Consider the following 14952-nt stretch of genomic DNA (forward strand, 5'->3'; position numbering starts at 1 on the left):
TCACCCTACCGCGTCCCTGATCGCTTCAGCGATTCTAGCTGCTTGCAGTGTTTCAAGCGGGTCGTGGGTCCGCAGCGCGTGGGCTCCGTTGACGACGGCAATGGCGGCCGCGGCCAGTGAGCCGTAGAGCCTCTCTCTAGGGTCAGGAAGATTTAGTATCTCGCCTATTGAAGATTTTCTCGATATACCAAGGCAGATGGGTCGGCCAGTTTTAATTTCCCTTAGTTTTACCAGGATCCGGAGGTCTAGGTAGGTTGCCAAACTATAATCACCGTCCCCAAACTTTTTTCTCGCTCGAGGACCTAACCGGTCAAGTCTTGCCGGCCATTGCCCAAACGCAGGGTCAACGACGACTTTTTTTAACGAGATGTTATGTCTGCGACAAATCTCAAGACTTGACAGGAGCGCTTCTTTGATTTCGGCAATTGTATATACATCTCCAGGAAATTTTTTAGCGGCCATCAGAATAGCTGAGCAACCGGTTTTCGATATAACTTCAGCCATGCCTTCATCAGCCTTGAGTCCGCTGACGTCGTTAATTATCGAAGCCCCCGCTGCAACTGCAGCTTCGGCAACAGCGGCCCTTTGGGTGTCGGCTGAAATCGGAACATCGACCTCACCGGCAACGGCTCTGATGGCTGGTATCAGCTTCCGCATTTCCTGTTGTTCTGAAATCGGTTGTGACCTGGGCCCGGTGGCCATGGCACCGATGTCGATGATCTGGGCACCTTCATCCACCATCTCCCCCGCCCGTTTAACGACGTCTCGGAGATTCCCAACAACAGATCCCGGATAAAAGGAACCCTCGCTGAGGTTGATCGCCCCAATGATCACAGTGGGCTGACCATTCCCGACCACAACTTTATCTAGCCTTGCAATGACCACTAAAGCACCATAATCACTTTGATCCAAGGCAATAAAACGATGCCCCAAGAAATTAAGCCACTATCTCAAAGTTCTCGGGTGAAACATAGTCCCCATACTTTTCCCTAGCTTGAGTCAGCCTCTGCCTCTGGTTCTCCAGCTCCACAAATACCTCTCGCGGGGTGTTCGGCACCTTGGCGGAATAAATCTTTAAGATCCGGTCTATCTTGGCCAAATGCTCCGGTATTCTCAGCTTGAACTGCTTCAGGTAGTCCTCCTTGGCGTAGTCGATGTTGAGCACCCGCTTGAAGAGCACCCTGAGGTCATCATAGAGCGGGATGAGTCCGGTGGGTGTTTTCCTAGCCTTGACCTCGTTGTGGCAGCGAAGCTCCATCCACTTCAGCCAAACTGCCTTGTAAAGCTTATCGGTCAGGTAATTGCCGCCCTCCTTGAGGAAATAGTTCACCGAGAATATTTTGGGCGGCTTCTCCAGCTTGGCGCCGAACTTCAGGTTTATCTCAATATATTTCGCCAGCGGGATGGAGAGAAAATCCAGATTGGCCATCGGGTTGAACTCCCTCGTGCCCTCCTTTCCTAAGACCGCCGCTGTGACCTCGGACTCCAGCGAGGCTCCTTTGGTCACTATCCCATGAACCCAGTTGAACGCCTCCTCAACCGGCACACAGGTGTCTGAATCTCTTCCACCATAAATGATTCCTGAGATCTCCACCCCCTCAGGATCCTCTATTCTGGGGTCAAGGTTTTCCAAGAGCCTCATGTTTAGCGTTAGCCTCGCGTTCTTGTGTGAGGGGGGGATTTCATTGCCCTCGGCGTCCCTCTTTCCTGGATACCATTCCCCAGAATGGTTGATTCCCCGCTTGGGCACCTCGCCGTCGTGACCGATCCAGTAAACGCTGCCGTCGTCCAGCATCAAGACGTTGGAGAAAATTATTTCCCCGGGACTGTGAAGCGCCTTCCAGAGTATCGGATCGTCTTTGGAGTTAATGCCTTGGATTATCCCAAACATCCCGCACTCGACATTGACGGCCCTGACTTTCCCGTGTCTTATCCTCAGATAGGCGATATCATCCCCAACTATTTTTTCACCACGCATCATCGAGGTGGAAGTCTTGCCGCAGAGGGAGGGGAAGGCCCCGGTGAAGTAGGTCAACCTACCACCCGGGCCGTGAACTCCCATAATGAACATATGCTCGGTTAGCCAACCTTCCTCTGAAGCCCGCTTTATCGCCAGCCGCATTGCCAGCTTTTTCAACCCAATCGTGTTGCCGCCATACTGCGTGTTGACACTGTAGACCGTCTCATCAGTAAGGTCAACGTAAATCCTGCGCTTGTCAATGTTCTTGCTGACTCCGTTAACGAGTTCACCTTCCGAATGAACAAACTTGAAGAACCTCGCCTTTCTGCCCAGCCTCCTGAACTCCGAGTATCCCTGCCGGTAGAGCAGGTTCTCGCTGTGGGCCACATAAGGAGAATCGGTCAGCTGAAGACAGGGGATAGAAAAATCAGAGTTAAGTGGGCCAAGACAGAAAAATAAGACGTAAAGCCTGTGTCCTTTCATGATGTCCTTCAGCAGGACGTGGATCTCCCTCAGTCCGGCTTCCCTTTCCAGCTGACCGAGGCTCTCACCGGCAGCCAGCGCCCCCAGTCCTAAGTCGACACCTTTAGGCAGGAGCAGCCGGGTGTTTTTTCTGTCCCTAGCCTGATCATAATAACCGTCGAAGTGAATAGTATGCCCCTCTATCGCGAGCCTTCTTTCCTCACCCGTCCTGATGGCTTCTTCTCTAATGAACTTCAGCTCCTCATCCGTGCCCGTGCTGACGAAGACATCGTCGGGGTTACAATGTCCCACATACTTGGCCACAAACTCATGTAGAGCTGGGTTATCTATCGCCAGCAGTTTGCCAAGGTTTTCTTTGCTCAACTTCCGTTCAAGGATACTTAGACCAGTTCCTTCACACATAGTATCGATTGCTACTGAAAGCCCCCTCGTTTAAGTTTTACTGTCATGGGTTGGGACCAGCCTTTTGGACATATAGGGCCCTTCCCGGTCGTATCCTAACCTGTGGTAGTACTCTCGCGTCCCAATCCCGGCCAGTACTAAGATCTTCCTAGCCCCAATCTCTTCTCGGGAGACTCGTTCCGCCTCCTGCAGAAGCCGTTCCCCCCAGCCTCGGTGCTGCCATTCGCTCGGGCCAGCTACTCGACCCACCCCCACCAGTGGGCCGTAAACGTGTAACTCTCGGACGATGGTGGCATCGCCTAGTCTGACCTCGGGCCGATGGGCTTTTTCCGACGGCTCCCTCAACCGCAATAGTCCGATCAGCACATCATTTGCCATATCCTCAAAGGAGAGAAAAATCTCGGTACCCCCGGAGGCACGATACTTTTCAGTTACCAGCTCGATGTCTTCGGGTCGGGGCTCAAAACCCGTTTTGTAGCTAACATGCCCGACCTCTCGACACCTGATGCAACGACAAGCCCGACCCTGTTGCTTTAATCTTTCTTGAACCAAGGCCCTGAGATCACCACGTTTGACGCCCGCGGCCACCAGATTTGCCGGTATGTCCCGCTGGATTCGCTGGATCCTAATCCACTTCGGCGTCATTTTCTTTACCTCTATGATTAAATCAACAAGTTTCTCAAAAGAGTAGGGTTTGTACTCTCCACGGCGCCACATCTCATACAGACCTGTCCCCGGCAAAACTAGCGTGGGATAAATTTTCAGAGCGTCGGGTTTGAACCTCTCATCGCTGAAAATTGTCCTGAACATTTCTAGATCCCGCACATAGCTGGATCCTGGGAGGTTGGGCATCATGTGGAAGACGATGGCAAAGCCAGAATCCCTAGCTATCCGCACGGCCTCCACGACATCCTCAACGGTGTGGCCACGTTTCACGATTTGATAAACATCATCGTAAACCGTTTGGACGCCCAACTCCACCCTCGTGGTTCCCAAACCAAGAAGGAAATCAACTTGGGACTCTCTGCAGTAATCCGGACGAGTTTCTATAGCTATGTCGCTGACGCGGATGGCAGACTTCTCGGCCTCCGTCTGGGCCTCGTGCAGGCTTTTTGCCCTCCCCCCTGTGATGGCGTTCAGGCATTGCGTGATGAACCATTCTAAGTAATCCTTTGGATAGCAGGTTAAAGTCCCGCCGAAGACTACCAGCTCGACCTTGTCCACTTCATGACCGATGGCGCGCAGCTGCTCAATCCTGCTGCTTACTTGAGCGTAGGGGTCATAGTTGTGCTGAAGCGCCCGGGCCGCGGCGGGCTCCTTCCCCGTGTATGATTTCGGGGTGTTGTAATCAGGGCCCCCGGGACAGTAAATGCAGGTTTGCTCCGTCGGGCAGGGATAGGGCTTGGGCATGACGGTGATCACGGTGACGCCTGAAATGGATCGCACCGGCTTAAGCCGGAGGATTGTGATGAGCTTAGACCTTTCTTCAGGGGTGGCGAGAGCTAGCAGTTCCGAGTTTCTCGGCGGGCGGGGAAGTTTAAATTCCCGGCAGATCTCAGTTTTGATTCTTGACAAACCTTGAGGATCAATAGTTCCCTGCCTCAGAATTCTCCGAATTGCTTCGCGGCTGGCAGTTGTAAAGGCCTCCATCCAACCACCCCTAAGATTAATCTACATGGTGGCTAATCTTCTTGACGGTGTTGGCTTGCACATCAGTGAAGTATGCAAAAGATACGGACTAGACGCTCAGATACCGCAGATATTAGAAAGGTCAGGCATTTCCACCCTTTATCCACCGCAGCGGGAGGCCGTGAAAAAGGGAGCCCTCGATGGCAAGAATCTAGTGATGGCGATACCAACCGCGGCCGGGAAGACTCTCATCGCTGAGTTGTGCATGCTCCGGTCGGCGCTGGGCGGTAGGGGCAAGTGTCTTTACATCGTCCCACTGCGCGCCCTTGCCAGTGAAAAGTATGAAGACTTTAAGGAGAAATACGAGCCGCTGGGAATTAAGGTGGGCATAAGCACCGGTGATTTTGATTTTGCCGATCCCAGACTGGCCAATTATGATATTCTTGTCGCCACCTCGGAGAAGGTGGATTCACTGTTGCGCCACCGGGCTAAGTGGCTGGCTGACGTCGTTTCCGTGGTGGTTTTGGATGAAGTTCATCTTATCGACGACCCGGGGCGAGGTCCAACGCTTGAGGTCCTGACGGCTAGGCTCAGACAGGTAAATCCCGATGTCCAGATCTTAGCACTTTCCGCGACGGTGAAAAATGCCGACGAAATAGCTGAGTGGCTGGGGGCCGAGCTAGTCAGGAGTGAATGGCGCCCGGTCCCGCTCAAAAAAGGGATCTACTTTAAGGGAAAGATAGCGTTTGACGACGGAAGCAAACTTAAGCTGGAGGTTGGAGAAATGGACGACCTCACGGCACTAGCGACCAGCACGGTGAGGGAAGGGGGTCAGTCTCTAGTCTTTGTCAACACCCGGCGCTCCGCCCAGGCCGCCGCCGCTCTGATTTCCGAAACCATAGCCACCTTACTCTCAGAGGAGGATAAGGAGAAGCTTGACGCCGTTGCCAAAACTGTGGAGAGCGCTCTAGGTGAACCCTCGCGGACCTGCCGAGAGCTGGCCAGCTGTGTCCGCAGGGGCGTTGCCTTCCACCACGCCGGCCTCCATCATGTGCAGAGAAAAGCTATCGAGGATGCCTTTAGGAAGAACTTAATCAAGGTGGTCTGCGCGACGCCCACCTTGGCCATGGGAGTCAACCTGCCCTCCCGCAGGACCATCGTTCGAGATTACCGTAGATATGTGGAACCATACGGTCAAGTTTTCATCCCCGTGCTGGAGTTTTACCAGATGGCGGGGAGAGCTGGCAGGCCCCAGTATGATAAGCATGGGGAGGCGGTCCTGATTGCGAAGAGCAAGAGCGAGGTCGAGGCACTTTTTGAAAAGTTCATCAAAGCCGAGCCGGAGCGGATTACCTCTAAGCTGGCAACAGAGCCCGCCCTTAGGACGCACGTTCTCGCCTCGATCGCGGCCGGATACGTGAGCGATGAAAACGCTTTGCTCGAATTCATGTCGAGAACTTTCTTCGCCCATCAGTACGGCGTGACTGATGTCGAGAGAGTGGTTCATCGCGTGCTTGATTTTCTTGATCGGGAGGGGATGATTAAACGGGAGGAAAAGTTGTTGCTCGCGACTGAGTTCGGGAGGCGGGTTTCCATGCTCTATATTGATCCTCTTTCCGCGGTGATACTTCGCGACGGCCTTCGCGGGGCAATTTCCAAGGCGCCCACTGAGATCGGTCTGCTTCACCTAGTCTGCCATACTCCAGATATGGAGCTGTTGTACCTCAGGCAAGAAGATTATGCAGAAATGGAAGCATTTTTCTTGGAGCATGCGGACGATCTGCTGACGTCAATACCTGATGGACGGAGCGAGCCGGAAAAGTTTGAATCGTTGCTGGCGGAGTTAAAAACAGCGAGAATGCTTCAGTCTTGGATAAACGAGATGAAGGAGGATGACATTCACGAGATGTTCGGCGTTGGTGCCGGTGATATCCGCCGGGCCGCCGATACCGCCAAGTGGTTGCTCTATTCAGCGCACGAGCTTTCCAGCCTTTTCAGGATCAAGGCGACCCTGGCTCCACTGAGAAAGTTGGAGCAGCGGATCAAATATGGAATTAGGGAAGAACTTCTCGAGCTGGTGCAGTTGCGAGGAATCGGAAGAGTCCGAGGGCGAAGTCTGTTCCATGCCGGCTACCGCAAGCTCTCGGATATCGAGAGAGCAAGCGAGCAGGAACTGGCTCGCGTCCCCTACATCGGCACCGAAATTGCCCGCAGCATCAAGCGGCAAGTGGAACAGAAAATTGAACCAGAAATACCACAACCTGAAATTTAATTTTCGGAAAAGTTTCAAGATAGAAAGACTATTAATCAGCCTTTCCTATTTTATTTTATGCGATCAAAATTTTTGAAAACCCCTACCCACCCGATAGAAGTTCAGCCCGGGCGCAGCATCAGCCATTTGACCGAAGGGCTGCTCGCGACCGGCTTCCAGGGCAGAAAGCTCGGCGAAGCCGTTGAAGTTTGGGCCAAGATGCTTCGGGAAAAACAGAACATAATTTGGCTAGGCTTAGCTGGGGCGATGGTCCCGGCGGGAATGAGGAAAGTAATCTCCTACCTGATTAAACGCCGCATGATCGATGTCTTGGTCTCAACCGGAGCCAACCTTTACCACGATCTCCATGAAGCCAGGGGAAAGAGGCACTACGTTGGCAGCCACCTAGTCGACGATGTGAAGCTAAGAAAGCATTATGTGGATCGTATATACGATGTTTTCGCAGATGAAACCGAGTTTTACAGGACTGATCTCTGGATAGAAAAGGAATTCTGCCCCCACCTCTCTGATATGTATCGCTATTCCTCGCGTGAGATAATCTATGAGCTGGGCAAGTTCCTCGACAGCTGGGGCGCGGAAAAGGATTCCATTATCCTGAGCGCTTACCACAGCGGTGTTCCGGTGTTCTGCCCGGCCCTGAACGACAGCTCGCTTGGCTTTTCCCTGATGTTTGCCAATAGAAGGCGCGGGAGGAGAATAATACTGGACTCCCTCAAAGACGTCGACGAGAGTTCAAGGATAACTGAAGTGGCTGGCACGACCTCGGTTGTCTACATTGGTGGGGGCGTGCCCAAGAACTTCATCCAGCAGACGGCGGTGATAGCGGGTTATCAGACGCGTCATGACCGAAGCCACAAATATGCCCTGCAGATATCGATGGATGCGCCGATGTGGGGTGGGCTGTCAGGATGCACTTTTGAAGAGGCGCAGTCATGGGGCAAAATTGATCTCCGCGCCAAGAAAGTGATGTGCTACGCCGACGCCACCATAGCGCTGCCAATAGTCGCACATGCGCTCGGGGAGAAGTTCAAGAAACTAAGAAGGGATGTCCCGGTCTTCGAGTGGGGTAGAAATGGCACCCTGACGATAAAGTACGAGAAGAGGTCGCTTTAAACCAAATAACGTTTAATCAATCCTGAGGACGTGAACCCTTCCATTTTTTATTTCTACGTCGGCTAGAGTTTTAACGTCCAATCCGGTTTCTCGTTTTACCCTCTCCGGGCCCTGACCGCGGTTCATCACTATGATCACGTCTTTAACGATTACACCAACCTTCTTCAATCCTTGAATGACCCCGGAAACGGTGCCGCCAGTTGACATGACGTCGTCTATTATTATCACGCGATCGCCCTTTCTGACCGAGTTAATGTAGAATTTCTGCACCGTTTCCTTCCCGGCAATTTTGCGGTAGCTCTTTTTTACCTCAACTTCGATTTCCCCAGGCAGGTTGAACTTCTTCTTTCTGACGATAATTATTGGCACCTTGGTCATCGTGGCCACCAAGGCCGAGACATGTATGCCCATAGCCTCGATTGTTACTATCCTATCCACGTTGAAATCGGCTCTTTCAACTATTCGCTGGGCGATTTCCATCAAGAGTTCCGGCTTTAGGGGCGGTGCGACCCCCTGCGTTGGGTTCACGAAGTACTCATATTTGCCCATTTTGACGACGATAGCATTTTCCAGCGCTTCCTTGAGAAGAGGTAATTTGGTCATTTCACCTACCAGAACATTTTTACTCGAACTCTATAGTGGCTGGAGGCTTGCCGGTTAGATCATAGAGGACATGAGTAACAGAAGGATTTTCTTCCCTTATCCTCCGCTCGATCCGGCGCAGTATTTTCCAAGGCAAGGCCACGGGCTCAGCAGTCATGGCGTCCTTTGATTTCACCGCCCGGACAACTACGATTTCACCATATTTTCTCTTGAGATCCTTGGTGACTCCCGTGGCCCGGTCTTGAAGCAGCACTGCAAAAGCCTGGAAGCAGGGAATGTTTTTCGTTTCCTCTTCAACCACCTTGGTGGCCCTCCGGACCAGCTCCACCCTTTCCGGAGTTACCTCGCCGATGACTCTAATGGAAAGTCCCGGACCAGGGAAGGGTCTCCTCATTGACTCCGGCTTCATCCCAAGCGCCTTGGCGACGGCCCTCACCTCATGCTTGTAAATGTCCTTCAGGGGTTCAAGAATCTTCAACCCATATCTTTCCAACGGATGAACATTTATCTGCTCCAGAACATTGTGTTGAGTTTTCACCCCCGCCTTGGTTTCAACCACGTCGGCGGCAATGGTGCCTTGAATCATGAACTTGGCACCGAGCTCCTCAGATATTTTTCCTAGGGACCTGTAGAAAACCTCCCGGAAGGCTTTCCTTTTTTCCTCAGGGTCAATCAGTCCCTTCAGGGCTGCGAAGAAATCGTCCCAGAGGCGGTAGATCCTAGTATTTAGTCCCAGTTGCTTCAGGCGATTGTAGACCTGCTGTGGCTCACCGGCCCTCATCAGTCCGTCGTCCAGAAAAACCACCGTCAGTTTGTCACCGACGGCCATGTGTCCGAGCACCGCAGCAACCGTGCTGTCCACACCTCCGGAAACGGCAGCAAAGGCTTTTTCATCCCCAATCGTCTCCTTCAACCATTCAACCTTTTCTCGAACAAATTTTTTGGCATCAAACATTCAACAACTCTCCTCGGTAATACACTGATAGGTTGAACTTCCATATTTTAGCCTTTGCTGTGGTGCCTTTCCAAGGCAAAAAACGATTTTCGCGGAAGAATTTTATCGTCTCGGTGGAGATCTTCAATTGATTGTGCATGGATTTTTTCACGTCGAGACGCGGCTATAAAAGCAGATGTGTGCTCTGCGGCCTAGAGGCCAATTACGTCTCGGAGACCTTGGGTGTGTGTCCTAGCTGTGTCCGCAACCGTTTTGATGAAGCTAGGCCTTACCTCGCCACGGCCCATGCCAAAATTCGGAAGAGATACGGGCTGCCGCCTGAGCCGCCAAGGGACAAGAACGGGATTGAATGCCGGGATTGCGGTAATCTCTGTAAGATACCCCGAGGAGGGAAGGGATTCTGCGGCATGGTAGAAAATTTTGAGGGTAAGTTGGTCAGGAGATTTGGAACACCTGAACGGGGACTTCTGAGCTGGTACTACGATCCACTCCCAACCAACTGTGTACCGGCGGATTTTTGCGCCGGGTCTAGCGGAGCTGGTTATCCAAAGTGGTGTCGAACACCTCGTGGTGATATCGGTTACTACAACCTCTCCATCTTCATGGGCAGTTGCACCTACAGCTGCCTCTACTGTCAGAACTACGGCTACCGCGATCTGACCGTCACCGGCTCCCCGACCATGAACGCGGCCCAGCTTGCAGAAAAGGCCGATGAAAGCGTCGGCTGTGTCTGTTACTTCGGCGGTGACCCCTCCAGCCAGATGCCCTTTGTGATCGCTTCGGCAGGGATGATGCGCGACGACGCTGAAAAGGAAGGACGCATCCTGAGGGTCTGTCTCGAGACCAACCTCAGCATGAACCATGAAACTCTGGAAAAGTTCACCGAACTATCCATTAACAGCGGCGGGGGAATAAAGGCGGATCTGAAATGCTGGTCGTCTGAAATCCTCTACGCGCTTTCCGGCATCGAACACCGCGCGGCTTACGATAATTTCGTTTGGTTGGGGAAGCAGCATTCCCGGCGTCCTGAGGTGCCGCTCGCTCGTGCCAGCACCTTGCTTGTGCCAGGTTACATCGACGAAGAAGAGATTCGATCGCTGGCTTCATTTATAGCCAACCTTGATCCTACCATACCCTACTCGCTTCTTGCCTTTCACCCCCTTTACCATATGGAGGACATGCCGTTAACCAAGAAGGAGGACGCTGAGAGGTTTCTCAAAATTTGCCGGGAGGAGGGCTTGCAAAGAGTCAGGATTGGGAATCCATGGCTCTTGGTATAACGAATGGAGTAGGCTTAAACATTCTCAAAGAGATTAAAAAACGATGCCTATGGGGGCAAAAATTGAGCAGCTTATCTTGGAGATGCTTTCCCGCGAGCAAGAGGGGGGCTTGATCAAGACCAAGCTAGATACTGTCAGGGCGTTGATTCACTACCACGGTGCCATCTGGAAATCTGAACTTGTTCAGGAATTGACCCTGCAGGCCGCAGCAACCGGTTCTGAAGGGCCGGACATGGGGCAGCTCGACAAGGGGCTTCACGAACTGGAAAAATCAGGTATCGTGAAGATTAAAAAAGCGCTGAGGGCAACCCTGCAGTCCAGTAGTGGCGTGGAGGATGAACTGATCTCGATAGTTGACCTACACGCTGCCTACACGGCTCTGGCGAGGGACAAAAAGCTGGCCCTTCGCCGTTTTTGATGGCGGCCAAAGAAAATCTTCAGGGATTTAGGCTCTCCCTGCTTCGAAAACCTCCGATATAAGCACTCGGAAGTCATTTCTGCGGTCTTTGTGGGGTCTTCCTATCCCACCAGTAAGGATGCTTTTTATTCCGTTTTAAAAATTTCATACAGCACCAGTACAACTTGGGGCAAAGCCAGTTCAATTTTTTGTTTCAAAACTGGAAAATGAATTTCCCAACCGACCCCTAATTAATCATCCATGAGATATTGTTAATGGGGTGATAACCATTGGTAAGGAAAGTGATTGGGGCAGTCTTGGTCGTCGTGGGCGCTTCTGTGCTGGTGCTTGCTTCCTTATTTGCACAACTTTATCCTAAGCCAGCAGTTGAGCCGACCACGGAAAACGAGATTGGCGTAACGCTACCACCGCCACGTCTTGACAGCGACTTCTCAATCGAGAAAGCGCTGTTCTTGAGGAGATCGGTTAGGGAGTATACCGGTGAACCGCTGAGCTTAAGTGAGGTCTCCCAGCTACTGTGGGCGGCGCAGGGAATAACGGATCCCCGCGGTTTTAGGACGGCGCCTTCTGCGGGCGGGCTTTACCCTCTTGAGGTTTACTTGGTGGCCGGAGATGTGGAGAACTTGGAGGCGGGTATTTACCGGTACCGGCCTCAGAGCCATGAGTTGGTCAAAATACAAACCGGTGATCTAAGAGAGGTGCTCTGCACGGCCGCGCTGGGACAGGCTTGGGTAAAAGAGGCCGCGATAGATATCGTTATCGTGGGAATCTATGAGCGGACAACGGTGAAGTACGGTGACCGCGGAGTTCAATACGTACACCTGGAGGCAGGTCACGCGGCGCAGAACGTTTGCCTGCAGGCGACCGCGTTGGGGCTTGGCACGGTAACCGTCGGAGGTTTTTATGATGACCAAGTGCAGAAAGTCCTAATGGCCCCGGAGAATGAGAAACCGCTGTACGTGATGCCCGTGGGCAGACCTACTCGGGGTGGTGCGGGGGAATAGGTTTATACTATCGTTTGAAGCTACTGAAACCACGCAGTGCTGAAATAGGGCAAGAAAGGGGGATTTTTAGCGCCCGCTGCTGGCTGCGATTTTGGGATCTCACCAGTGTGGACATTCGAGTTCTGCCTTTTCACAGACCAAGCTTTCTGAACACATAGTACTTTGGGAAATCGATGGCTAACGTGAACGCGGCAGAGAATACCAAGACAAAAGCAACCTCCAGTGCCGTGACGGGCGGGATGATTAATCCATACACGCCCAACAGCGCAAATCCAGCTGTTGCACCGATGCTGGAAATGAGAAGCTCCCTGCCGGGTCTTGAGTGCCAGAAGTGCCCTCTTTCTCTCACGATGTAAACTCTGAACACACTTGTGAACACGAGAGCCAACATAACAAGGGTCTGTAGAGCGGCCGGCGGCAAGCGGAAATAACTCGTGCCGACAAACACAATTATGCCACCTTCTATTACGAGTAAGAGCCCAACCAAAAGAGACGCTAGGAAGATGTTCTTAACATTCCACAGATTCGGGCTGATCGTGCTCTTGGAGTTGTCCGTCGCAAGCGACATCGTCACGAAGTCGTTTGCGAATATCAGCAAAACCATGCCCAATGCGGTGAGCAAAAAATCGTGTAACCAGAAGAAGCCCAAGACCAGCAATCCTATGAATTGAATCACCTTGCTGATCTTGTTCAGCACCCACGTGAGCATGCGCTGGTAGATCTGCCTGCTGGTCTTTGTCGCGTCGATTATTCCTTTCATTCCCGGTTCGGTCAGGACTATGCTCGACGAGACCTTTGCCACGTCGGTAGAGTTGCTCACCGCTATGCCGACTTCGGCCTGCTTCAATGCGGGGGAATCGTTCACACCGTCGCCGGTCATCCCGACAACGTAGCCTTTGGATTGCAGGAGCCTGACGATTCTATACTTGTCCTCGGGATATATCTCAGCGAAGCCATCGTATTCCTCTATGATTTTTGACTGCTCTTCTTCACTTAGTCCTCTCAGATCAGGCATTCGGACGATCTTGTCCCCAATGGAAACCTGCCGAGCTACCTCCTTGGCTATCGCGATGTTATCCCCGGTCAGCATCTTCACCGCTATGCCTAGCCCTTTTAGCTCCTCTATGATTTCTTTTGAATCGGGCCTTGGAGGGTCGGCCAGCGGCAGCAGACCCACGAGCTGAAGATTGTCGAAGTCGGCTCCTCGGGACCTAGCTACCGCTAGAGTTCTGTAACCCTTTGAAGACAACTCAAGCACGAGTGGATCAATTTTACTGCAGGACTCTGGATCCGTCTCTTGACATAGTGATGCTATCACTTGCGGGGCACCCTTGACCACTTTGAAGCGATGCCCTTCATGTTCGACTATCGCCTCCGATCTCTTCGTTGTCGGGTCAAAAGGCGTGAACGAAATCTGCTTGTATCTGGTCATCTCGGCGCCAACAGATTTTGCGTGCTCGATGACGGTGATGTCTATGAGGTCTCCAGTTTCAGCTCTGGATGCCAGGCTTGCCATGAGCGCAACGTCATCTTTCTTGAATTCCGAGAAAGGCATGCAATCGAAAACTGATAGCTTGTTCTGAGTGATTGTCCCCGTTTTGTCCAGGCACAGTACCTCCATGGATGCCGCGTCTTCGATTGAACTAAGCTTGGTCACGAGGATCTTCTTCTTTGATAGTTCAATTGCGCCCGCCGCGAGGACCACCGCGAAAACGGCCGGCAACGCCACCGGGACCGCTCCCATCAGGAAAACTAATGTGAATGTCAGTATCATCATAATGTCTGTATGCAATAGGGCAGCGTACGCGACAACTAGAATCAGCGCAGCCACGCCGACGTACATGCTGTACTTTACGACGGCCATCATTACTTGCTGCTGATGGGACTTGGGCCCGGCTGTCCTCACTAGTTCTGCGGTCCTGCCAAAGTACGTTTTCGCTCCGGTGGCGATTACGACGCACTTCGCGTCCCCACTTTTTACTATGGAGCTGGAGTATACGATGTCGGACTTGCGAGCCTTTACTGGTAGAGATTCCCCAGTAAGGGCTGATTGATCCAGAGTAACTTCATCATCGCTTATTATTTTGGCGTCAGCTGGCACCAAGTCGCCGAGACCAATGGCGATTACGTCCCCAGGGACTAGCTCCCTTGCAGGGATTGTCACTAACTTACCATCTCGCATGACTTTTGCCTTGACCGCTAACCGCTGCTTCAACAGTTCCAGCGCTTTTCGAGAACTGCGAGAATGCCAGAATCCTATCAACGCGTTTATCGTGAGCAGCGAGAATATCACCAAGAACTCGAGATAATGAGCAGAAATGTACGAAAGCACCATAGCAAATTCCAATAGCCAAGGCATAGGTCCCCAGTAGCGAGACAGAAAGTCCAAGGCGGGGCTTCTCTCCTTTTCCATCACCTCGTTGAATCCGAATTTGTTTAACCTTTCATTGGCCTGGGCACCGGTGAGGCCGTTAGCCGAAGTCTCTAATAGGCGTATTGTTTCTTCGACGGAGATGCTCTTGAAATCGGATGTTCCTGTGGGTTTCAAGAAATCATGCCCCCCACTTTTTGTATTTCACCTGAAGAAGCCTTTGCAAAAGTTTGTCATAAAGCATTCGACTTCTAAAAATAGCCGTTGAGGCAAGGAATTACATGACTTTGCCTAAAATCTGCCTAAATCTTGCTCAGTTGGTCGTTGAAGAATGGTGCGGGGGAGGGGATTTGAACCCCCGAACTCCTTCGAGACCAGCCCCTCAAGCTGGCGCCTTAGGCCGGCTTTTGAGACCATTGACCTGGCTAGGCTACCCCCGCGCCAGCAGAATTATCGCGTTTG

Annotated in this window: 11 protein-coding genes and 1 tRNA gene; 5 read left to right on the plus strand and 7 right to left on the minus strand. The window is 52.2% G+C overall.

The genetic code is table 11. From position 1 onward, the window contains the following. Genes QXT02_RS00375 through QXT02_RS00385 form a run of 3 tightly spaced genes read right to left on the minus strand, consistent with a single transcriptional unit; the run spans position 1 to position 4495 of the window. Positions 1-885, minus strand: coding sequence for a dihydropteroate synthase (locus QXT02_RS00375; protein ID WP_342811329.1), 885 nt, complete (start codon positions 883-885; stop codon positions 1-3). 52 nt (positions 886-937) lie between these two features. Beyond that, positions 938-2845, minus strand: coding sequence for a phosphoenolpyruvate carboxykinase (GTP) (locus tag QXT02_RS00380; protein WP_342811330.1), 1908 nt, complete (start codon positions 2843-2845; stop codon positions 938-940). Between the two features lie 30 nt (positions 2846-2875). Further along, a complete protein-coding gene (locus tag QXT02_RS00385; RefSeq protein WP_342811331.1) occupies positions 2876-4495 on the minus strand; it encodes a tRNA uridine(34) 5-carboxymethylaminomethyl modification radical SAM/GNAT enzyme Elp3 in 1620 nt (539 codons plus the stop codon). 25 nt (positions 4496-4520) lie between these two features. Between QXT02_RS00385 and QXT02_RS00390 the strand changes: the two genes are divergently transcribed. After that, the gene (locus QXT02_RS00390) at positions 4521-6746 is read left to right on the plus strand and encodes an ATP-dependent DNA helicase (RefSeq protein WP_342811332.1); all 2226 of its coding nucleotides are present in this window, start codon (positions 4521-4523) and stop codon (positions 6744-6746) included. A gap of 72 nt (positions 6747-6818) precedes the next feature. Further along, positions 6819-7859, plus strand: a complete 1041-nt coding sequence (locus QXT02_RS00395) for a deoxyhypusine synthase (RefSeq protein WP_342811333.1) — start codon at positions 6819-6821, stop codon at positions 7857-7859. 12 nt (positions 7860-7871) lie between these two features. On the opposite strand, the gene hpt is transcribed toward QXT02_RS00395, so the two are convergent. Continuing rightward, a complete protein-coding gene (gene hpt / locus QXT02_RS00400) occupies positions 7872-8462 on the minus strand; it encodes a hypoxanthine/guanine phosphoribosyltransferase (protein WP_342811334.1) in 591 nt (196 codons plus the stop codon). A 19-nt stretch (positions 8463-8481) separates the two neighbouring features. Next, the gene (locus tag QXT02_RS00405) at positions 8482-9417 is read right to left on the minus strand and encodes an ExsB family transcriptional regulator (RefSeq protein WP_342811335.1); all 936 of its coding nucleotides are present in this window, start codon (positions 9415-9417) and stop codon (positions 8482-8484) included. A gap of 137 nt (positions 9418-9554) precedes the next feature. Between QXT02_RS00405 and QXT02_RS00410 the strand changes: the two genes are divergently transcribed. The 3 genes from QXT02_RS00410 (at position 9555) to QXT02_RS00420 (ending at position 12119) form a co-directional block, all read left to right on the plus strand. After that, a complete protein-coding gene (locus tag QXT02_RS00410) occupies positions 9555-10697 on the plus strand; it encodes a radical SAM protein (RefSeq protein WP_342811336.1) in 1143 nt (380 codons plus the stop codon). Positions 10698-10746: 49 nt separating this feature from the next. Then, complete coding sequence (locus tag QXT02_RS00415) at positions 10747-11115, plus strand: hypothetical protein (protein ID WP_342811337.1); 369 nt, start codon at positions 10747-10749, stop codon at positions 11113-11115. A gap of 269 nt (positions 11116-11384) precedes the next feature. Next, positions 11385-12119, plus strand: coding sequence for a SagB/ThcOx family dehydrogenase (locus QXT02_RS00420; protein ID WP_342811338.1), 735 nt, complete (start codon positions 11385-11387; stop codon positions 12117-12119). 130 nt (positions 12120-12249) lie between these two features. On the opposite strand, the gene QXT02_RS00425 is transcribed toward QXT02_RS00420, so the two are convergent. Together QXT02_RS00425 and QXT02_RS00430 are read right to left on the minus strand one after the other, a co-directional pair. Beyond that, positions 12250-14667 (minus strand): plasma-membrane proton-efflux P-type ATPase, encoded by a 2418-nt coding sequence (locus QXT02_RS00425; RefSeq protein WP_342811340.1) that lies wholly within the window; start codon positions 14665-14667, stop codon positions 12250-12252. Positions 14668-14822: 155 nt separating this feature from the next. Further along, a tRNA-Leu gene (locus QXT02_RS00430) sits at positions 14823-14930 on the minus strand. Positions 14931-14952 lie beyond the last annotated feature (22 nt).

The organism is Hadarchaeum sp. (SeqCode) (assembly GCF_038871235.1).
Classification (GTDB): Archaea; Hadarchaeota; Hadarchaeia; order Hadarchaeales; family Hadarchaeaceae; genus Hadarchaeum.

Excerpts from the sequence above, each read along its gene's own strand:
- QXT02_RS00380 (WP_342811330.1), bottom strand. The coding sequence starts at position 2,845 with ATGTGTGAAGGAACTGGTCTAAGTATCCTTGAACGGAAGTTGAGCAAA.
- QXT02_RS00405 (WP_342811335.1), bottom strand. The coding sequence starts at position 9,417 with ATGTTTGATGCCAAAAAATTTGTTCGAGAAAAGGTTGAATGGTTGAAG.
- QXT02_RS00410 (WP_342811336.1), top strand. The coding sequence starts at position 9,555 with ATGGATTTTTTCACGTCGAGACGCGGCTATAAAAGCAGATGTGTGCTC.
- QXT02_RS00415 (WP_342811337.1), top strand. The coding sequence starts at position 10,747 with ATGGGGGCAAAAATTGAGCAGCTTATCTTGGAGATGCTTTCCCGCGAG.
- QXT02_RS00390 (WP_342811332.1), top strand. The coding sequence starts at position 4,521 with ATGGTGGCTAATCTTCTTGACGGTGTTGGCTTGCACATCAGTGAAGTA.
- hpt (WP_342811334.1), bottom strand. The coding sequence starts at position 8,462 with ATGACCAAATTACCTCTTCTCAAGGAAGCGCTGGAAAATGCTATCGTC.
- QXT02_RS00385 (WP_342811331.1), bottom strand. The coding sequence starts at position 4,495 with ATGGAGGCCTTTACAACTGCCAGCCGCGAAGCAATTCGGAGAATTCTG.